Annotated in this window: 19 protein-coding genes; 5 read left to right on the top strand and 14 right to left on the bottom strand. The window is 39.3% G+C overall.

The window, feature by feature from the left end:
- Positions 1-20: 20 nt before the first annotated feature.
- Positions 21-1,256 carry a M16 family metallopeptidase gene (locus WAE64_RS05620; protein ID WP_340235255.1) on the top strand — a complete coding sequence of 412 codons (1,236 nt, stop codon included), beginning with the start codon at positions 21-23 and terminating at the stop codon, positions 1,254-1,256.
- A 270-nt stretch (positions 1,257-1,526) separates the two neighbouring features.
- On the opposite strand, the gene WAE64_RS05625 is transcribed toward WAE64_RS05620, so the two are convergent.
- From WAE64_RS05625 to WAE64_RS05665, 9 genes are all read right to left on the bottom strand, one after another.
- On the bottom strand, positions 1,527-1,853 hold the full coding sequence (locus WAE64_RS05625) for a HesB/IscA family protein (RefSeq protein ID WP_340235256.1): 327 nt from the start codon (positions 1,851-1,853) through the stop codon (positions 1,527-1,529).
- Between the two features lie 84 nt (positions 1,854-1,937).
- Complete coding sequence (locus WAE64_RS05630; RefSeq protein WP_340235257.1) at positions 1,938-3,470, bottom strand: ArnT family glycosyltransferase; 1,533 nt, start codon at positions 3,468-3,470, stop codon at positions 1,938-1,940.
- Positions 3,471-3,563: 93 nt separating this feature from the next.
- The gene (locus tag WAE64_RS05635; RefSeq protein ID WP_340235258.1) at positions 3,564-4,634 is read right to left on the bottom strand and encodes a M42 family metallopeptidase; all 1,071 of its coding nucleotides are present in this window, start codon (positions 4,632-4,634) and stop codon (positions 3,564-3,566) included.
- Between the two features lie 89 nt (positions 4,635-4,723).
- Positions 4,724-5,587: an alpha/beta hydrolase gene (locus WAE64_RS05640; RefSeq protein ID WP_340235259.1), complete on the bottom strand. Its 864-nt coding sequence runs from the start codon at positions 5,585-5,587 to the stop codon at positions 4,724-4,726.
- 57 nt (positions 5,588-5,644) lie between these two features.
- A complete protein-coding gene (locus tag WAE64_RS05645) occupies positions 5,645-6,517 on the bottom strand; it encodes a carboxypeptidase-like regulatory domain-containing protein (protein ID WP_340235260.1) in 873 nt (290 codons plus the stop codon).
- A gap of 101 nt (positions 6,518-6,618) precedes the next feature.
- Positions 6,619-7,767 carry a hypothetical protein gene (locus WAE64_RS05650; protein WP_340235261.1) on the bottom strand — a complete coding sequence of 383 codons (1,149 nt, stop codon included), beginning with the start codon at positions 7,765-7,767 and terminating at the stop codon, positions 6,619-6,621.
- A 31-nt stretch (positions 7,768-7,798) separates the two neighbouring features.
- Entirely contained in the window at positions 7,799-8,389 is a 591-nt protein-coding gene (locus tag WAE64_RS05655) for a hypothetical protein (RefSeq protein ID WP_340235262.1), read from the bottom strand.
- Positions 8,379-8,924 carry an RNA polymerase sigma factor gene (locus WAE64_RS05660; RefSeq protein ID WP_340235263.1) on the bottom strand — a complete coding sequence of 182 codons (546 nt, stop codon included), beginning with the start codon at positions 8,922-8,924 and terminating at the stop codon, positions 8,379-8,381. Before WAE64_RS05660 ends, WAE64_RS05655 begins: the two co-directional genes overlap by 11 nt.
- Positions 8,925-9,105: 181 nt before the next feature.
- A complete protein-coding gene (locus tag WAE64_RS05665) occupies positions 9,106-9,522 on the bottom strand; it encodes a winged helix-turn-helix transcriptional regulator (RefSeq protein WP_340235264.1) in 417 nt (138 codons plus the stop codon).
- Positions 9,523-9,639: 117 nt separating this feature from the next.
- On the opposite strand from WAE64_RS05665, the gene WAE64_RS05670 reads away from it, so the two are divergent.
- Entirely contained in the window at positions 9,640-10,443 is an 804-nt protein-coding gene (locus WAE64_RS05670) for an enoyl-CoA hydratase/isomerase family protein (protein WP_340235265.1), read from the top strand.
- Positions 10,444-10,657: 214 nt separating this feature from the next.
- On the opposite strand, the gene WAE64_RS05675 is transcribed toward WAE64_RS05670, so the two are convergent.
- Entirely contained in the window at positions 10,658-12,964 is a 2,307-nt protein-coding gene (locus WAE64_RS05675) for a carboxypeptidase regulatory-like domain-containing protein (RefSeq protein WP_379976963.1), read from the bottom strand.
- Positions 12,965-13,112: 148 nt separating this feature from the next.
- Positions 13,113-14,447: a tRNA lysidine(34) synthetase TilS gene (gene tilS, locus WAE64_RS05680; protein ID WP_340235267.1), complete on the bottom strand. Its 1,335-nt coding sequence runs from the start codon at positions 14,445-14,447 to the stop codon at positions 13,113-13,115.
- A gap of 90 nt (positions 14,448-14,537) precedes the next feature.
- Here tilS and WAE64_RS05685 point away from each other — a divergent pair, with 90 nt between their 5' ends.
- The 3 genes from WAE64_RS05685 (at position 14,538) to WAE64_RS05695 (ending at position 18,017) form a co-directional block, all read left to right on the top strand.
- A complete protein-coding gene (locus WAE64_RS05685) occupies positions 14,538-16,145 on the top strand; it encodes an OstA-like protein (protein WP_340235268.1) in 1,608 nt (535 codons plus the stop codon).
- Positions 16,146-16,328: 183 nt separating this feature from the next.
- Complete coding sequence (locus tag WAE64_RS05690; RefSeq protein ID WP_340235269.1) at positions 16,329-16,922, top strand: T9SS type A sorting domain-containing protein; 594 nt, start codon at positions 16,329-16,331, stop codon at positions 16,920-16,922.
- Between the two features lie 117 nt (positions 16,923-17,039).
- Positions 17,040-18,017, top strand: a complete 978-nt coding sequence (locus WAE64_RS05695; protein ID WP_340235270.1) for a glycosyltransferase family 2 protein — start codon at positions 17,040-17,042, stop codon at positions 18,015-18,017.
- On the opposite strand, the gene WAE64_RS05700 is transcribed toward WAE64_RS05695, so the two are convergent.
- The 3 genes from WAE64_RS05700 to WAE64_RS05710 all read right to left on the bottom strand — a co-directional run bounded on the left by WAE64_RS05700 (position 18,014) and on the right by WAE64_RS05710 (position 21,316).
- Positions 18,014-19,336 carry a spinster family MFS transporter gene (locus tag WAE64_RS05700; RefSeq protein WP_340235271.1) on the bottom strand — a complete coding sequence of 441 codons (1,323 nt, stop codon included), beginning with the start codon at positions 19,334-19,336 and terminating at the stop codon, positions 18,014-18,016. The genes WAE64_RS05695 and WAE64_RS05700 overlap by 4 nt on opposite strands.
- Before the next feature lie 76 nt (positions 19,337-19,412).
- Entirely contained in the window at positions 19,413-20,006 is a 594-nt protein-coding gene (locus tag WAE64_RS05705; protein ID WP_340235272.1) for a DUF4126 domain-containing protein, read from the bottom strand.
- Between the two features lie 62 nt (positions 20,007-20,068).
- Positions 20,069-21,316: an MFS transporter gene (locus WAE64_RS05710; RefSeq protein WP_340235273.1), complete on the bottom strand. Its 1,248-nt coding sequence runs from the start codon at positions 21,314-21,316 to the stop codon at positions 20,069-20,071.
- Positions 21,317-21,323 lie beyond the last annotated feature (7 nt).

Raw genomic sequence — 21,323 nt, forward strand, 5'->3', positions numbered from 1 at the left:
TAAAACCCAAATCGCAATTAATGATTAGCTACGAACATTTTACGCTGAAAAACGGACTGGAAGTGTATGTGCACGAAGACCATACAACACCAATGGCTGCTGTGAATATATTATACAATGTAGGTTCAAGAGACGAAGACGAAAAAAAAACAGGCTTTGCTCACCTTTTTGAACACCTGATGTTTGGTGGCTCAAAAAATATACCTTCGTATGATGAACCCCTGCAAAAAGTAGGCGGCGAAAACAATGCCTTTACCTCGCCTGATATTACTAATTACTATATTACGCTTCCCGCCAAAAATATTGAGACGGCTTTCTGGCTGGAATCTGACCGTATGATGAGCCTCTCGTTCGATGAAAAAGTACTAGAAGTACAACGTAAAGTTGTAATTGAAGAATTTAAGCAACGTTACCTCAACCAACCTTATGGTGATGTGTGGTTGAAACTACGCCCATTGGTTTATGACACACACCCTTATAAATGGGCTACTATTGGTAAGGAAATCAGCCATATAGAAGAGGCTACAATGGATGATGTAAAACATTTCTTCTTTAAATATTATCTGCCCAATAATGCTATTCTGGTTGTGGCCGGCGATGTAACTGTGGCACAAGTAAAATACCTTTGTGAAAAATGGTTTGAGCCGATTCCACCGGGAGAAAAATATGTAAGAAATCTGCCACAGGAAAGTATGCAAACTGAGGCAAAGTTTTTAGAAACTTCTGCAAAAGTACCTCTAAATGGTATATACAAGGCATACCACATGCCGGGTCGTTTTGATCCTGATTTTTACAATGCTGACCTACTAAGTGATTTATTGGGCAGAGGGAAATCATCAAGACTTTATACCAAGCTTGTAAAAGAGAAGCAATTGTTCAATAATATTTCTGCCTATATTACTGCTTCGCTTGATCCGGGTCTGTTGATGGTGCAAGGAAACTTGAATGAAGGCGTTAAATTAGAAACTGCCGATGCAGCTATTGAAGAGATTTTAGCTGATTTGGTTAATAATAGGGTAGAAGATACTGAATTGCAAAAGGTAAAAAACCAGAGCGAATCTACTTTGGCTTTTGCTGAGGTTGAATTGTTGAACAGAGCCATGAATCTGGCTTTTGCAGCTAATGCCGGCAACGCCGACTGGTGTAACCAGGATGCAGAGAAAATAGCAGCCGTAACGCCTGAGTCAATTCAGGTAATGGCTAAACATATATTAAGAAAAGAAAATAGCTCAACGATGTATTATCGGGCTAATTGATAAATATTAAGCGTTTACATAAGCGTGGCTTGGCTATACTCGGAAGAATGAGGTCATGTCACGCTTATTTTTGCCTACTAAGGTTACCTCGAGTCTAGCTGATTATAAGGTCATTCACGCTTATTTTTAGCAAAATATGTCAGTTTTAAGCATTAAGTGTGCCACGGCCTTTTTTGGACGAGTATAGCCGTGCCACCCTGCAAAACTAATAGTGCCACGCCCATACTTGTTGAAGTACAGGCGTGGCACATATATTTTACGCTAAGTGTATTAAACTGCAAAACTTTCTCCGCAGCCACAAGTACGAGTGGCATTAGGATTTTTGAATTGGAAACCTTTACCGTTTAAGCCATCTGAAAAATCTAATTCAGTGCCAATCAGGTATAAAAGGCTTTTTTTATCTACAAATACCTTAATACCGTTGTCTTCAAAAACATGGTCGTTTGGACGAGCTTCAAAATCAAATTTCAAATCATACATCAATCCCGAACAACCACCGCCTTCAACAGCTACCCTTACACCAGGATTACCTGCTAAGCCATCTTTTTCTCTTAATTCAATGATTTTATTCTTTGCTATTTCTGTTACTGTTACCATGACCTTCAAACGGTTGATTATTATTAATTTAATGCTGATATAAAAACGACTTTGCAGGCTGAAAAGTTTCTTGATTTTAGAATTTTAAAAAGGACTCTCCAATTCAGCTACTCGCTCGCTCCAGAACTGGCTGAAATTTCTGCGTGGTTGCTGGCATAAATAAACCTGCGTGCCATATTCACGGGCTAAAGGATTACTGATTTTACCCACCAGTTTTACATCGGCAAAAAGATTATTTATATCCTCTCCCAATTCGTCATTTATGTAAATAAAGGTATCGGTGCTGGCAGGCAGTTTTCTTGGAAACCAATAATAGTAATTGTCGGAGAAACTAACAGGCTCTGGTAAACCATACTTTTTGCCTAATATATTAACGGCTGATGCTTGCCCGTAATTTTCGCAATAAATCAGCACATTGTTTTTATCAGGTGCTTGATTATAAGCATTACTGGTGATTTTCGCTAATTCTTCCCAGCCCAGCATATCGGCGTAGTCTTGTGGTAAAGCATGAATTTTGCCGTCTTCGTGTCTGAGCATTCCTTCCATGCCATATTTTGGGGCAAAGTTTTTGAAATGAACAGCCAGATTTTCGGGTGTATCTGTGGGAATACCAATCGGAATCAAGAAGATAGATAGACATACTAAGACGCCAGCTAAAGCAATTCGGAAATACCTTTGTTTAAGAAAAGTTTCCCACCAGACAGCGCCAGCAGCTAAAGCCAAAGGGAATACTCCTGCTGTATAATATCCTTTACCCTTAGCCACAAACAGAATGCCGATTACCAACAGAAGAGTAACGCCAAGCAGACGATATTTACTTAATTTTTGAGAGAATAAAAGAGCAACGAGCCCTGCACAGGTAAGTAGGCAAAAGATACCAGGCATCATCAGTTGTTCTTTCAGAAAATTGACTCTGCTTAAATGTACTAGCTGGTGTTTATTAAGTGCACCAATATGTTTAATACTCGAAAGCCCATGGCTTAACTGCCAGATAATGTTAGGCGATGCTATGACGATACAAAGCAAAATAGCATAGAAGAAAGACTTTTGTGTAAGTACTTTTCTTTCGGTACTTAATAAAAACGCAATGCACAAGCTACCTAGCTGTAATACTACCAGATGCTTATTAAGTATAGCAAAACCTGCCGCTATGCCCAAATACAACAAATATTTTTGCTGATGCGTATTCAGATACCTGATAGTAAAATAAAATAGGAGTGTCCAAAAGAAAATATCAAAAACAACTGGTTGATAAAGGTAAAAAGGGCGGATAAAAATAGGCGCTAAAAAGATACCTAAAACCGCCAGAATTTGTGCAAACCAAGAACCACCTAACTGTTCAGTTAATCGTGCAGTTAGCAAAACCATTGCTCCACCTAACAGAGCGGGTAAGATTTTGATAGCCAATGCTGAAAAACCTATGGTTTTCATGAGCAAAAATGCCAATATACCAATCATAGGGGGCACAGAAGCATAGCCACCTGCCGGATGTGTACCTAGAGAAAAATAGAGTAATTCGTCTCGATGAGGTTCGAGCATATCATGAAAATATAAATGAAAGCCTATTTTGAGTAGGGCAAGAGCGAATATCAGCCACTTAAGTTGATTAGCTTGCATAAGAGGGGTTTTGAATTGAGTAGCAAGATAATTTTTATGCAACAAAAAAGCCACTCCTTTTGTGAAGAGTGGCTTTTCTTGTATGCTAAAGACTTACTTAATATAGCTGAAATCTTGTCCGGCTTCTAGTTTGAGCAAAATTTCGTAGTATAAATCGATACAAGCCTGAATATCGTCTTTGTGGCAGGTCTCAACCGTTGTGTGCATATACTTTTGCGGTAGTGAGATTAAAGCCGAAGCTACACCCTCTGCCGAATACGCAAATGCATCGGTATCGGTACCTGTTGAGCGGCTGGCGGCTGCTCTCTGGAAAGGAATCGATTTTTCGACAGCTACATCAATCATAAAATTGAGTAGGTTGTTTTGTACCGCTGGTCCGTAGGTTAAAACAGGGCCACGGCCACAAGCCAAATCGCCATCTAGTTTTTTGTTATACATCGGCGACTGCGTATCATGAATCACATCGCAGCAAATAGCTACATCTGGTTTCAATCTTCTCGAAATCATTTCAGCTCCACGAAGCCCGATTTCTTCTTGCACCGAGTTTACTATATACAAAGTAAACGGCAATTGTATGTTGTTTTCTTTCAGTTTGCGGGCTACTTCTGCAATGATATAGCCACCAATGCGGTTATCAAGCGCACGACCTACATAGAATTTATTGTTCAATTCCATCAGGGTATCTTCAAACGTAATCACGCAACCTACATGAATACCCATTTCTTCAACCTCTGCTTTTTTGGCAGCACCCACATCAATAAAGATGTTTTTTAGCGTTGGTCTTTCTTCTGTGGCCGACTCACGTACGTGAATGGCAGGCCAGCCGAAAATGCCTTTTACAATACCCTTACGTGTGTGTATGTTTACTCTTTTTGAGGGAGCAATCTGATGGTCGGAACCACCATTTCGACGCACATAAATGTATCCGTCTTCTGTGATATAATTCACAAACCACGATATTTCGTCAGAGTGCCCTTCAATGACAACTTTATAGGGTTTTCCGGGATTAATCACGCCAACGGCTGTGCCATAAACATCAACCAGTTGTGTATCAATGTATGGCTTTATGTAATCGAGCCAGATTTGTTGTCCTGATGCTTCGAAACCAGTAGGAGAAGCATTGTTTAAATACTTGTAAAGAAATTCAATATTTGGTTCTGCCATAATTCTCTTACCCTTTGGTGAAAAATTTGTGCAAAGGTATAGAATATTGCCGAATCATAAGCCTGAAAAGACATTTTTAGCTTTAAAGTTTATTGATTCTCGGGCATTTTATAGAACGCCTGCAATGCTTTGGTAAACGAAATCAGGGCTACGTCCATGTGTTCTAAGTCGCTATAGATATGTTCCTGAAAAGCCAGATTCTCAACTGGTGCTTTTCTGATACTGGCTGCGAGCTTCTGTACTGGAGCAACATTCCATGTTTGCTCTTCTGAACCTCCCACAGTCAGAAATAAATTGAGAGAGTCTTTGGTACTTCGGTTCTGCAATTTTTCTGTCAGTTGATTCAGATAAAAGTTATTGTACCACAAGCTAGGGCTAGCCGAAGCAATACTTTTAAAAGTAGAGCGATTGCTCTCAATCTGGTTTAATAATGCATAGAGGCTGAAATACCCACCAAACGAATGCCCAAGTAAGCTGCGGTTTGTTGTATCTGCATGGAAATTAGCATCGATGTAAGGTATTAGCTGACTAACAATGAAATCATTAAAGTTTTTGCCACCGCCCGGTGTTTGCATCTCGTCCGATGGGATTGCAGCAGGATATAAGTAATCACGTACTCTCAGCGAATCCATCAAGGGAAAAGATTTGTAACCAATGCCGACGAGTATCATAGGTGGTAAGAGTCCGGCTGTTTGGTACTGGCTTACAATCCCAGCCAACATCGGGAAATAGAAATTGGCATCTGTTACATAGGCTGTAGGGTATTTCTTATCAGGGTTTTCGTGATAACCCTCGGGCAATTGCACCGATATATAGAATGAGTCTTTTACGGCTTCTGAATAAAGTGTGATGTCTTTTCTGAGCGATTTTGTGGGTTCACTGGTTTTAGTGTCAGACACAGCACAGGCATATACAAGCAAAGAGATAATTGCTATAAAAAGTGATTTTTGCATTTTATGTTTTTGATTAAAATCCTACGGCTACACGCAAGCCAACAGGTGTTTTAGTGATTAATAACTCAATGTTACAAAACTGCTCAAATTCATACCCAGTCTTTTCCACTTGTCCTGACTGGCAATTCTTGCGTAACAGTTTTTTGAAAAAAATGTCTTGGCAACAGGGAGTAATGTAATAGGGCTTTCTTTTTTATCCATTCTGCTCTCAACCCATTGAACCGTTACTATGAAGTCTTGTGGTACTTGTATATGATAAGGCTCCAAGTCAACCTTTATCCAGCCTGTTTTAAAATTATCGACAGTCTTAAAAATTTGCTTGTTATAAATTAATGTATCCGGCATATTATCTTTCACAGCATAGATGTTTATACGGTATTTAATATAGTTAAAATTGTTGCCTGAAAGATTGAAGCTAAAGTCTTTTAAAGAGGTATTTGTGTTTTTAGTTTTAAACCTCATGCCCATTTCTGAACCAATCGTTTCTTCAACTGACTTTTTATTGTGAATAGAAACCTGAATGAATTTTGCATTACTTTGCCGACCAATTGTTTCGGTATTTGTTTTACTTTTAATTATGCTTACTTCTGCCAGTTCTATAATTTTTATGCTTAGCCTGATTGTATTTTCTTTCCTCTCAATAAAGTTTTTCACGACAATTTTCTTTGGGAAATATCCAACTAAACTAATTTGTAAGGTATCTGCTAAATTCTGCTGACTGACTTGAAAACTAAAGTTCCCAAGGGTATCTGTAAGTGTGCCAATTGATTTATTAAGCACGCCAATACTTACATAAGAAAGCGGTAGATTATTTTCTTGTTGGATAATTATACCTTTAACAGAAATGCTTTCTTTTGTCGGGTTTTGTGAAAACGTTGTTGGTGAAAAGATTAGTGTAAAAAGAATAGCGAGTAGTATTTTCGATTTCATCGTATTAGTCATTTTGAGGTGTTTAGGAAGGGGAGTGCCAACAATTAATGAAAATGCTGTCGATAATTTATACTTAAAATTATTGTCTTAGCTGATATTCATTAAAAACCCACTGCCACCCGCAACCCAACAGGCGACTGTTTGCCAAAGATGTTAATTTCAGGTTGGAACTTAAGCCATGGTGTAACATGATACCAAGCAAATATTTTGATGGATTTCTCGGCATAACCAGCAAATAATCCGGCCTTTAATTCTATATCAGAGCTTTTTCCTCCTTTTTTCTTATAGAATGTCATTCCGGCAAAAGGCATGATTTTGGTACTGAATTGATACGTATTATCGGGTTTGTAATTATGAGGAAAATATGCCTGTGCACCTATAGCAAAGCCCTTTTTTAGGTAATTATCGGATACTAAACTTACAGTAACACTAGTAGACGGTACAAACATATCCCGATAAGTGCCTAGACCTATATCAGCATTAATTATCAGCATATCCAGTAAGGGGCCACCTACTACAGAAGATTTAATTTTCTGGTTGGCTACATCATTTTCTACTTTTACCATTTTCCAAGCTGAGGCGCTTTTTCGTTCATTTCTTGCCCTTTCTACTGCTTCAATAATGCTTTGGTTAATATTCACCTCTAAAATATCTCTGATTTCATCCAGACTATTGAGCACAAACGTAAACTGCTGAGACGGATAGGTTTTGAAAATTCTATTGTGAGACTTTACCAATTCCGATACGGCTTTATCCTGATAATTAACCAAAACGAGGGTGTCTTGTAAGAGTTGTACCGATTGCACTTCACTATCTTTGGCTATCCGTAAAACTTCTTTTTGCGGATAATAAACAAGGTCAATTAATGGTTGACCACTGACATAATGATTTTTACCAAAATAGGTAATTTTCTTGGTAGCATCTTTTCTAAGACTTTCTTTCACTAATTGGTAATCAGCCCAGAAATTTCTTAGGAGAGAGTCGGCGTTGATTTTTAAATCAAAATCACTGCCGTAGAAGTCTATTAATAACTGATTTTTACTGCCGAAGTCTATTGTTATTTTATTGGTGTTTTTGATAACCTCTTCATGCGAAAATACATCTGCACGTTTGCCAAAATTAGAGAGCAGGATGGGAGGACGAATACCTTCCAACACATTCATGGTGTCGTATTTGGCTGTGGTTTGGCATATAGCTCCCCCTGCAATGCCCGTAAAAAGCATTGATAAAATTATGATTGTTCGTAGCATAATTAATTGATATTAAGGCAATACTGTGGTTTTAATGCTGATTTCTTGCAGCAAATCTGATTTTAAATTTGGGTTGTGGCATAGGTGATTGCTCAGTATTTGAAATTTCATTCACATGAATCTTCTTGAATTGCGGTTTTGCCTCAGCCATCACCGTCGGTGCGCTGACTGGATTAATATGGATAGAGTCTTGCTTAATAACAAGTGCCTGCGTAGGCAAAGGCGTTGGCTTGAAACTTAATTCGGCAACTGCTATCTCTAAATCTTTATTGGGCTCAATCGTTTGTTTAGGCTTAACTTGTGGTGTTTGTTTCTTTGTTTTCTGCGGTGCTACGGCAGTAATCGGATCTTGCTTTTCTTTTATAGATTCAACAATCTTTTTAACACGGCTTGTTTGAGGTTGCTGTGGCAAGGGCTTGGGCAATAGTATGCCCCAAAGTGCTAGTCCACCGATACAAGCGGCAAGTGCTACCCATTTCCACCAGTTTTTAGGCTGGGGTTTGTCGATATTTTTCTGTAATTCTCCCCAGAATGCCTGTTCATCGAACGTTGAGCTTTCGGGGATTGTATCCTCTGTGCTTTCAATCTTTTTACGAAAGAAGTCATCTAATTTATGTTCCATAGTTATATCCTAATTTCGTCAGTTCGGCTTGTAAAACCAATCGGGCTTTGTACAATTGGGTTTTAGAGGTGTTTTCGCTGATACGCAATTGTTCGGCTATTTCTTTGTGGCTAAAGCCCTCAATGGCATATAGGTTAAAAACTGTTCGGTAGCCATCTGGTAATTTTAAAACCAACTGATAGATGTCTTCCTCTTCGAATTTATCGTAGGCCGAAAAATCGCTTATCGGTTCTTCGTCGGCTATTTCTTCCATCAGTACCCAATTGTTTTTCCGTTGTCTGATAAACATCAGGCATTCGTTTACCATGAGTTTTTTCAGATAAGGCTCAATGGTGTTTTCGCCTCGATACTCAATTTTAGCTACCGCATTAAAAAACTTCAGAAAACCATTCATTAATAATTCTTGTGCATCGGCTTCAATTTTTACATACCGAACACATAGCCTGAACATTCGTTTTACATAACGGTCGTAGACTCGTTTCTGCACAAACGGATTCTGCTTTTGTAGTTCCTGAATGAGTTGAAGTTCTTGCATTAATAACAATGTTAGTGGCTTTCAATAGTATATATGCAGAGTGAGGGCAAGAAGTTGCCTGCCAGACAGATTTTTTTCTGAAAAGATTTTAAAAATTAAAACGTTTAGTGCCGCTTTAAAATAGACTGTATAATTTAGAGATAGGAGTCTATAGCTTTTGGACTTACAAATAAGACAAAATCTACTTCACTCGCTCCTGGAGTTTCTTGCTAAGTCTTTTGATGATTCCGTCTTTATCTGCTAAGATTTTTTTGCCTAACTCTGACTCTTTGCTGTTTTCACTATGATTTGCTCCCCAGTAAGCAATTTCAATAACGATAGGTAACAAGTCTACGCCTTTTTGTGTAAGGCTATATACAAATTTAGATTTATTTTCAGGGGAGACCTCTTTGAGCAGGATTTTTTCAGATTCCAGGATATTCAAGCGATTTGCAAGAATATTGGTAGCAATCTTCTCTTCAGACTTTAAAAATTCATTGAAAGAAACTTTTTCTTTCATCATTACATCTCTTATGATCAGTAATGACCATTTATCTCCAAAAATATCCAGCGATGAACTAATCGGGCAGTCCGACCTCTTTTTATCTAAATCTTTCATGATGTACTTGCGAATTGCAATTTCTTTTTTGTTGTAGTGCTTGCATTTTGCAATTTCTTTTTATATTTGCACTTGCATTTTGCAATAACAAAATTAATCAATAAAAACATATAGATTATGATTCTTACAACGAAAAAAATCTCAGAGGCTTACTGGAAAGTAATCATTAATAATCCACCAATTAATCTTTTCGGTCCTTCGTTTTCGAGAGAATTAATGAGTTTAATGGATGAGTTTGAATCTAACGAAGCATTAAAAGTAGTAGTTTTCGAAAGTGAAAATCCAGACTTTTTCATTGCACATCTAGACATTATCAATGCGGGCGATTTCCCTACAGGAGAGGGGAAAACAGGGCTTTCGAGAGCCTGGCCAGACCTTGCCAAACGTTTTGAGCAAGCGCCATTTGTAAGCATAGCATCAATTAGAGGAAGAGCAAGAGGTTTGGGAAGCGAGTTTATTCAGGCTATGGATATGCGTTTTGCGAGCAAGGAGAAAGCAGTTTTTGGTCAACCCGAAATTGGAATTGGGGCATTTCCGGGTGGCGGCGGAATGGAAAGGCTACATTTACTTACCGGAAAAGCCAGAGCTTTAGAAATTCTCTTAAGCGGCGATGATTATGATGCCGAAACGGCAGCTGCTTATGGCTGGATTAACCGTGCTTTTCAGGATGATGAATTAGATGTCTTTGTGGATGCTCTTGCTAATAGAATCGCTTCTTTTGATAAAAGCATCATTGCTACCATCAAATCGATTATCAATGAAAGAGCAATTCTTCCTAAAAATGAACATATTATGGATACCCAAACGAAGTTTTATGAAGCCTTGGCTAAGCCGGAAGCAGGCATAAGAATAAAAAAATTGATGGGAAAAGGTTTGCAGCAAAATGGTGATGTAGAACTAAATCTTGGAAAACATCTTTAGAAGAAAGCGTTACCCAAACTTAATAAATCAACAAGCGAAAAAAATACTTTTTCGCTTGTTTTGAAGATAAATTATCAGCCTTCAAGGTCTCTGAACTCAGCATTAGATTCTTGGCTTACTTTATAAAAAAAGCATCGCACAAGTTGTACAATGCTTTCGGAATAATAAACCCTAACCTTGATTTATGAAAAAAACTACTCTTTTATCTCAGATTTTATCGGCTGCTGACAGCTACTGATAAGATTTTAAATTCGGTTCTACGATTAGCCTGATGTTGCTCTTCTGTACAGGTTGCGCCATTGTCACAATTGTTCAACAATTCGCTTTCTCCGTAGCCTTTTGCTTCAACTCGGGCAACATCAATGCCACGTGTAGCCAGATAATCAACTACTGCTCTTGCACGGTTTTCAGATAGTTTCATGTTAAAGGCATCGCTAGAGCGACTATCAGTGTGCGAGCGAATTTCGATACGCATTTCAGGATACTTCCTTAACAAAGGTACCAGCTTTGCTTCAAGTTCTTTTATGGCATCGGGGCGTATAAAAAACTGTCCGTAGTTATAGTAAATGTTATCTAGCCTGAAAATATCGCCTGTGCCTACTAGCCCCATATTTTGCTCCAGTGTAGCAGGGCCTTTTTTAGTAGGTTTCACCTTTCCTATGTTTTCGGTATTCACAGCATATTTATCTTTAATGGCAGTTACGCTGTATTCTCCCTCTTTTTTAGGTTGAAACTCATATTTACCGTCAATACCCGTTACTACCGATTCAACAGAGCCATCTTTTTCGTTCTGCAATGTTACTGTTGCGCCCTCAATAGGTATCTGGCTCACTTCGGCTACAATTGTTCCTTTAATGATAGGAGGGGGAACTTTAGCCTTTTGCAGATACATAGTAATAGAGGTTCGGTTTTTAAGCGAGGTAGCAAACGTACCGTATGAGATACCATTCGGCTCGTAGCCCTCTTTCATGGCCTTAAACTCAAAATCGGTTCCTGCTTCGAGGCATATCATTATGCGGCCATCGGGGCCTGTTACCATCAATTGTTTATTGAGGCCATCTTTAAGTACCCTTACATCAACATTTTCAATGGGCTTCTTGGTATCGGCATCATAAACCAGCACATTTAGCTCTCGGCAGCTATGTGAAAACGAATACAGGTTATCATCGTTATACCCACGTTTGCGGTTCGAACTGAAATAGCCTCTGTTACGGTTAGCATCTGTAATAAGCCCAAAATCATCTTTTGCTGAGTTGATGGGTGCACCTAAGTTCTTTACATCACTCATGGGTATTCCTTCACGTAATTCAACAAAGAAAATATCAAGTCCGCCTAAGCCTTCGTGGCCGTCGGAGGCAAAATACATATTGCCATTTTCGTCAACAAAAGGAAACATTTCGTTGCCTTCTGTATTAATTTCTCTGCCCAGATTTACCGGAGAACTCCACTGGCCGTCACGGTATTCGCTTACATAAATATCGGTTCCACCAAAGCCACCGGGCATATCTGATACGAAATATAGTTTGGTATCGTCAGGCGATAGTGCCGGATGGCCGCATGAATATTCGGGACTATTAAAAGGTAAATCTATTATATTACCCCAGCCTCTGTTGCCTTCGGTAGCCATGTATAGTTTCAACTTCGTGATACCATCAGAGCTTACCCGATTTTTGCCTTTGCTGCGGTTGTTACTCGTGAAAATGATTTTTTTGTAGTCTTTAAAAAACGTAGCCGGCCCCTCGTGGTATTTCGAATTGATAGTTTTGCTGAACTGCTCAACTTTGGTAAGCGGCTTTTCGTCTTTTTCTTCCTCTTCTTTTTCAAGTGTCCCGAGCGATGCCATACCAATAGCACCTGCACCGTTTTTCTTCATGGTCAGGTTATCGGTTCTGAGCTGCGTAGTATCAGGAAACATAAACAGGTCGAGAAAAGGAGTCTGGTTTTGCATGAAAACCCGCTTGATAATACCACCTTCGTCACGGGCTGATACAAAAACTAAGGCATTTTTGTAAAACATCGGGCTGAAATCAGACTGGCGGGAATTAAGTGCATAAAGATAATCGACTTTGTAGGTCGATGAATCTTCATAAAAACGGCTTTTATCCATATAAGCAACAGTAAACTTGCGCCCACGCATATCGGCGGCTTGCTCTTGCCCATATTTGCTATACATTTTCTGAGATTCTTTGTACTTGCCATTGCTAGCCAACGCCTGTGCATAATACAGGTAGATTTCGCTCTCTATGTCTTTGCCATAGGTACTCAACAACTCGGCATACACACGCTCTGCATTTTGCGAATCCTGCACTTTTCGGTAACTGTAAGCCAGTTTGGTGAGTGCTTCTTTTACTTCGGGGTTAGCTTTTTTGCCTAATCGCAAAAAATCTTCATAATTACGAATTGCCTCAATGTAGCTAATATTATCGAAGTTGCGGTTCGCTAATTTTAGTTTGTTAGTTTGAGCAAAAGTATGTTGGACTATTAGGAAAGCAAATGCCAACAGCCCAATTCTAGTTTTCATCATGGACTTGACTTTTATTAAACGGGTTAAAATATATAACTTATGGGTTATATTTTAAGCTCGTCAAAAGCCGTGCCAAAAGGGGCTTCGAGAGGGAGAAGGATTTTAAAGGGGGTGAGCAAAAAAGGACAAACCTGTTACAATCAGCTTATTGTATTTCTATCCGTAATACCTGCTCTGTTGCTTGTGTAATTTTAAATCTATCGTCGGTGCGTTGGCCTGTAATCCATACAATGTCATTGCCTGAACAGAGCACGAAAGTAGTTTTTTTCAGGTGTAGCGGTACTTTTTTGTCTACCAGAAAATCGCTGATTTTCTTTTTGCCTTTCATACCTAAGGGAATAAACCAATCGCCTTCTTGCCAGGGGCGAATTACCAAAGGAAAGCTGAGACGCTGTGCATCAACCCACAGGATATTCGGGCTTTTTTCGCCAGCCAGATACGTACGCCAGCCTTCTACGGTAGCATTGCTTATTCGTAATTTTCTGCCATTATATACTGTTTCCTGCGTGCCTTTTTCAATCAATGCTTCTTCAAAACTCTTTTCTTGTTTAGTAATAATAATCAGATACTCACGGTCTTTTACAAGTGTATGAGTAGCCGAATGAAAGGTTTTACCTGAGCTTTTATTGAGCGAATGATAGATTTCTTTTGATTGAAAATAGTTGAAACCAAACTCTTTTAGGGTTTCTTCTAATAAATAAGCCGCCGATTTCCGGTTTTGAATACCTGCTATACTAAGCATCAATGTGCCGTTTTCTTCTTTGCTAATGGCTTTCTTGAAACTATTGAGGCTATGCTGAAAGTCATTGTCAATGGCTTGCAGTCGCTCAATATTGCGGGCAAAGGTTTGCTCTAAATTCGGATTTATTTGTTTGAGTAGGGGTATTACTTCGTTTCGTAGCAGGTTGCGCTGATATTCGTTAGAGGCATTGCTGCTATCTTCTCGCCATTGTAGTTGGTTTTCTGCTACATAATTTTCAATCTCTGTTCTTGCTGCAAAAAGGAGCGGCCTGATAATGTGTGCTTTCTTAGGAAGAATACCCCGAAGTCCCGAAATACCAGTGCCTTTGGTGAGGTTTAGCAGAATGGTTTCTATACTATCGTTCAGATGGTGGGCCGTGGCAATATACTGGCAGCCAGATTGTTGCCTTATCTGCTCAAACCATTCATAACGTAGCTGGCGAGCTGCCATTTCAATAGATAGTTTATTTGCCTGTGCAAAGACTTTTGTAGAGAAAGTGGTCGCACGGAATGTTATTCCGTTGCTCGCACATAGTTGTTCTACAAATACGGCATCCTGGTCTGAGTCTTCGCCCCTTAGCTGAAAATTACAATGCGCTACTTCAAAATTAAACTTCGCCTTGCAAAACAAGTCAAATAATACAACAGAGTCTTTGCCACCGCTCACGGCCAGCAAGATTTTGTCGGTGGGTTTAAACAGACTTTGTTCGTTAATATATGTTAAGAAAGAATGAAGCATAAACGCAAATACGTACTTTTGCAACAAAATTAGAATATTGCTCACAAGATGTTGACTATTGGCCTGAAAAATATAAGAATACTAAGTTTTATGCATACCAACAGGTTTTTGCTGGTGGTACTGATAAGCTTATTATGCTCAATTGTATCTTTTGCACAAAAACCGTTGAATCCACCGGAGCCTTCAGCTCCTAAAAGCCGTATTATTCTTCTACGTGCCGATAGCCTGGTTGGTACTAAAGAGCCGGTAGATGTACGCCGATTTATCGGGAATGTTGCTTTTCAGCACAAAGGGGCAATACTTTATTGCCAGACGGCCATTCAATACGAAATGACTAATACACTAGAGGCTTTTGGTGACATACGCATTGTACAAGGCGATACCCTGACTGTAACGGGCGATACACTTTATTATGATGGTAACACAAGGTTTGCCAGAGTTTTGGGTAGAAAGGTTGTGTTAACCGACTCTAAGGTAACACTTACTACCCGAATAATGGAATACGATATTCAACGCAACAGGGCGTATTATCCGGTAAGAGGTGTAATTGTACAGGATTCAAGCACTTTGCGAAGCGAAAAGGGCTATTATAATACCCGCTCAAAGATTTTTAATTATAAAGAAAACGTAGAGATAGTTAATCCAAAATATACCATTACTACCGATAGTTTGCAGTACAATGCCCGTACAAAAATAGCGCTATTTAAAGCACCTACGCTCATTAAAAGCAAAGATGGTGATATAGCAGCCAATAGTGGTAGTACTTATAATACCCAAACCCAGCAGTCGAATTTTAAAGGCCGCTCAAAGGTGGTGAACGAAAATTATACGCTAGTAGGCGATACGCTACAATTCGACCAGAAAACAGAGTCGGGTGTGGCGAAAGGCAATGTGGAGATGGTTTCTATCAAAGATAAAGTGATAATGACTGGGCATCGGGCCATCAGAGACGGTAAAACGGGTTTCACCAAAATAATGGGTAATGCTATTATGCGCAATGGCTCTGAAAGAGATACTTTGTATATGCGTGCCGATACGCTTTATGCCTACGAAATGATGGACACCGATAGTACTAAAGCTTCTGCTAAAAAAGATACGGTGAAGCGAGAGAAAAAGATGGAAAAGCTCATAGCGCAAGGCAATGTACAGATATATAGGATAGATATGCAAAGCAAAAGCGATTCGCTTTTATATGACCTTAAAGACTCGGTAATACATTTTTTTACAAAACCTATTCTCTGGAATCCGAAAAACCAATCTGAAGCAGATACTATTCACGTATATATGAAAAATGGCAAGGTAAACCGTATGTTTCTTGTTAATCAGGGTTTTGTGATAGCCAAAGATACCTCGACAAATTTCAACCAGATAAAAGGCCGTAAAATATCTGCTTTGTTTAATGAACAAACACGCCTCGAACAGGTAATTGTGGAAGGAAATGGACAAAGTATTTACTATGCTTTAGATGACAAGAATAAACTAATTGGTGTAAATCATGTCGAATGTAGTAGAATGAATATCCGGTTTAAAGAAAATCAGGTAAAGCGCATAACGTTTATAGGTAAGCCTGATTCAAAACTGGTACCACCTAAAGAGCTGACTAACAGCGCAAACCGCCTTGACGGCTTTAGTTGGAGAGAGTCAGAGAAGCCCACAAAGGAAGATGTGTTGGGAATAAAAATTGTCGAAAAACAATAGGGCTGGCATAGTTTTTTGCATATTAAAAAGTGCTAACGAGAAAATTTATAAGTTATTGCAACCATTTAGTAAGAAAAAGCGTCCTTATATAAAAAATTAATTTGGTTTTTACGGTACGTTGTATATATTTGTACAATCCCTACAAGTCACATAACGAATCTTATACGAAGTTTTAATTAAAATATGGTAAAAAGTTTACAGAAATATATATTGGTATTGATTAGTTTCACCCTACTATCAAACGTGGTTTCGGCGCAAGTCGAAAAAGGAAAATCACGCTTGGATATTGGTAAAAAGCCAACTACAAAGGCTTCGGCACAAAAGCTGAGTTTTGTTAGTAAACCAATGCCCAACGAGGTGAAGCTTGACAAACCGACAGTGGTTAATCAATACTTCAGAAATGCGCTATTGAATGGTTCTTCAAAACCAACAACTGCAAAAGCAGACGTAGTGAATGCAGGTAGTGAAAAAAGCATGGCTAATGCTGAAAACGCTGACAAATTGTTTTTAAATGATAAAATTTCGGTTTCTAATATTTATCCGAACCCTGCCAACGATTTTGCAGTTATTGATTATCAGATTACTGGCCATGTAAACGATGCGAGTATGTCTTTTTATAATTTATTGGGTAACGAGGTAGCTAATTTTGAATTAGACAAAAACGACCGAAAATTGAAAGTTCCTACTACTAATTGGGACTCAGGCGTGTATCTCTACCAGTTGGTAATAGATGGCAAAAAAGTAGCAACAAAAAAATTACTTGTAAGACACAATTAAGCATTTGATAAAAATATACTTTTAGGGAGGCGAGCAATCGCTTCCCTATTTTTTTGGAAAAGCAAATAGAATATGGCTTTTTTGCAGAAAAAATCATTTGCTCAATACTATCGCTGCATGCAAAAGTACTCAGTTATCACGCCTGTATATAACCGCCCTGAAGAAGTCAGAGAACTTCTGGAAAGCCTGACCAAGCAGACCTATAAAAATTTTGAGGTAATTATTGTTGAAGATGGTTCAACCCTGAAATGCGAAGAAATTTGCAGAGGCTTTGAAAATCGCCTTGATATTAAGTATTTTTATAAGCCTAATTCGGGGCAGGGTTTCTCACGTAATTATGGTTTTGAGCGTGCAGCAGGCGATTATTTTGTGCAGCTAGATTCTGATGCCATTATACCTGAGCGATATTTCGAAATTGTTGATAATTACTTGTCTGCTCATTGGCTTGATGCTTACGGAGGCCCGGATGCTGCGCATGATAGCTTCACTGACACACAAAAGGCTATCAACTATGCCATGACATCGGTATTTACTACAGGTGGTATCAGAGGAAAGAAAAACAATGCCGGAGGGCAGTTTCATCCACGGAGTTTTAACTTTGGTATTTCACGCAAGGTATGGGAGGCAACTCAAGGCTATACCATGACCCGCATGGCCGAAGATATTGAGTTCAGTATTCGTATCATAGACAAAGGCTTTAAGGTTGGCCTAATAGAAGACGCCTTCATCTACCACAAACGCCGCACCGATTTCGGGCAGTTTTATAAACAACTGCATTTCTTTGGTAGGGGGCGTATCAACCTCGCCCGAATGTTTCCGTCTGAGCTAAAGCTGGTACACTTTTTCCCGATGGTATTTACATTAGGCTGTTTGTCTATACCATTGCAACTCTTGCTTGGTTTTATCAGTCCGTTTTTCTGCTATACTTTTCTGTTTTCTGCGGGCGTATTCGCTCTCTATAAACTGATGATATTTGTTGACTCTACCCTAAAAAATAAGAGTATAAAAGTAGGCTTTCTGAGTATCATTGCCTGTTTTATTCAGTTATTTGCCTATGGTATCGGCTTTATGCAAGAGAAATTTAAAGCAGCTTAAGCCACTGTCAAATGTTTTTTCAGGTAGTCAACACTTCTTATAAAAGGTTTAAGCCCAATAAATAAGGCTGCTGCCGAAATGACACACCCTGACATTTGAGCAATAAATATTGAGTAATTGATTTTAAGGGGGTCATGAAAAACGGCATCGTTGAAAAAACCTACTGACAAAGGCCCTAAACCTAAACCAATAATATTGACTACAAACAGAAAGAATGCCGAGAAAATAGCCCGCATATTATTAGGTACGATTTCTTGAATGGCAGCCGTGGCAGAGCCATAAGGAAACGACGAAAAGAAGCAGAATAAACCAATAAATGCGATAGTTGCATTCGGGTTAGGAAATAGCACACCAATTGTGCAAAGTATGGCGATAGACATACCTATGTAGCTGGCTTTCATCTTTGCATTCACCACGCCTTTCTTTGAAAGATAATCGGCATAGCGGCCGCCAGATATTACTCCTAAAGTAGAAAAAACAGTAACCAACAAACCAAATGTTACCCCGGCTTTGGTGTCGTTCCAGCCATGCACGCGGTTCAGAAACGTTGGCACCCAGTAGATACCTGCATAAGAAGCAAAAGCCATAAAGGCCATGCCGAAATTCAGACTCAGGAATGTTCGTTTATTGGCTTTAAAATAAGCTATAATTTCTTTGAGCGTAGCCTTACTAGCCGACTCTCTGTCGCTATCTAATTCTTTGCGTTTAGGCTCTTTTATACTTTGTACAAGCAATACTATCAATAAGCCCGGTAAACCGATGTAGAAGAATATTACCTGCCACGAGAAGATTTCACCTACAAAAGGCAACTGAATGTTTTCCTGGCCTATCATGGCTCTTATGGCAGCCCCAAGCAGAATAGAAATGCCTGAGCCTAAATATACGCCCATGTTATAAATACTCATGGCTGTACCGAGTTTCTTCTTCGGAAAATAGTCGGAAATCATAGAGTATGCCGCAGGCGAAAGCGCAGCTTCCCCAACACCTACACCCACCCGTGCCCAAAACAACATCGAGAAACTCCCTGCCAGCCCGCATAGTGCTGTCATTAAACTCCAGATAGCAATACCCCAGCCTATAATTTTTTTGCGGCTCATTCTATCGGCCATAATTCCGATAGGAATACCCAAAAAAGTATAAAACAGCGCAAAACTAAGCCCCATCAACAAGCCCATCTGGGTATCAGAAATACCAAACGATGCCTTGATTGGCTTAACCAGAAGTGCCAGAATTTGCCGGTCAATAAATGAGGAAATATAAGCCAGTAAAAGTATGCCTAATACATACCATGCGTAGCGGAGAGAAGACTGTTCTTTCATAGAGGTATAGCCCGACATACCATCGGGTGTAAGCTTAGGGTCTTAGATTGAGCAGTAAGTTAGTATTTTTTATCTGTTAATTAGAATTATTCTCATAATTAATTTTGTTTTTCTTATTCTGAAAATGCTTAATGATTTTACGAAGTAGGAAGGCAACGAGTAAGACAGAAAAAACGGCAATTAGAACTGGAATCCAGAGTGTGAGAATTGAAAAGAGAATAGAAATAAAGTTTTCGACAGTAGCCAAAATAGAATTACCAAAGCCACCTGTAAATTTGGTAGAAGCTAGTCGTAAAAGACCTGTGCCTGCCTGTATGGTTCCGGCTACGCCACCGCCTGCTACTATGCCGAGCGTCCATTGGAGTTCAGGAGAATCAATTTTAAGAAAAGAAGTAGTAAGTATAGTGCCTGCCACAAACGAAGCAGGTGTGGCAATAGTATCCAGAAAATTATCTACAATAGGAATATAATAAGCCAGAATTTCGGCTAGTGTTGCAGCACCTAATATGTAAGTAGCAGCAGGGCTGCTAAGCCACTCAAAACCTTGTGAGAGGTCAAAGACCTCGAAGCGTGTTGAAAGATTAGCGATGAGCATCGGCACAAATACCCTGAAACCCGAACAAGCACTCAGAGCAATGCCCACACAAAGGCTTATAAACAATTCTTGCATAAATTGAGCTGAAAAGATAACTCAATTTATGCAAAAATTTGATAAGTCTCAAGCAACTGATTCTATGCGTTTTCGGATACCGTTTGTTTAGGGCCAATTTTGTGCTTCACAAGTACATTTACTTTATAAACAAGCCATAAACAAATAAGCATAATAACTACCGAAATTACCCCAAGTGTCGGGTAATTTTCTAAAGGACTATAACGGTCTTTCTGTACAATTATAAAACCTGCTACAATAGATGCAATACCACCTGCAATTTGCTGCAACGATGAGTTGATACTCATAAAAGCGCCTCTATCCTGCATTTGAGGAATGGCCGTCATAAGCGAAGTAGACGGAATCATTCTTGACATGATACCTGCAAAAAGTAGTATGTTAATAATCAGGATTGACCAAAGCGGCACTGGAGGCAGGTTTGTATAGATAACCGTCATGACAATGGCCCAGCCTGTACCAAAGGCAAATACCTTAAACTTATCGAACTTGTCGCTCAGGCGGCCAACAATTGGCATAATAACAAGCGATGCAATACCGGTTATCATGTATATAAGTGGCAAATCATCTTGCGTAATTTTCAGGTTATTGATAGCAAAAGCACTACCAAATGGCATCATCAGAAATCCACCAACCGATAGCAGGGCTGTGCCGGCAAAAGCTATCTGGTAGTTTTTAGAAGATAATACATGACGGAAATGCTCAAATACGTTTCTTTCGGTTTTCAGAGCCAGGTGTTTGTCAACAGGTTTAAGACCTTGCATAATGGCTAAGGCAATAATAATGCTCAAGCCAACAATCATCAGAAATGGTGAGTGCCAACCCCACAGATTAGCCAGATACAAACCTATCGGGATACCCAATACCTGGCTGGCTGCAAAGCCCATTTGTACTACACCCATTACTCGCCCACGTTGCTCAATAGCAAAAATATCGGTGATAATAGCCATACCAATAGAACCTATTACACCACCAAACAAGCCTGTAAAGATACGTGCGGCTACCAGTAGCTCATAGTTTGGTGCTAAGGCACAAAAGAGTGTGCCAATGATAAAGCCTACATAAAAGAATAACAAAAGCTTTTTGCGGTCGTATTTATCGGCAAATCCTGCGGCCAACAAACCGGAAATACCAGCACTAAAAGCATAGCTCGATACAGCTAAACCAAACTGTTTAGGGTTAATCTCTAATGATTTCATCAGAATATCGCCCAGCGGCGACATAACCATAAAGTCCAGAACTACCGTAAATTGTGTAACTGCCAACAAAGCAATCACTAATTTTTCGTAGCCTGTAAAAGATGTTTTTTTCATAATATTT

This window comes from Emticicia soli (genome assembly GCF_037860775.1).
Classification (GTDB): Bacteria; Bacteroidota; Bacteroidia; order Cytophagales; family Spirosomataceae; genus Emticicia; species Emticicia soli.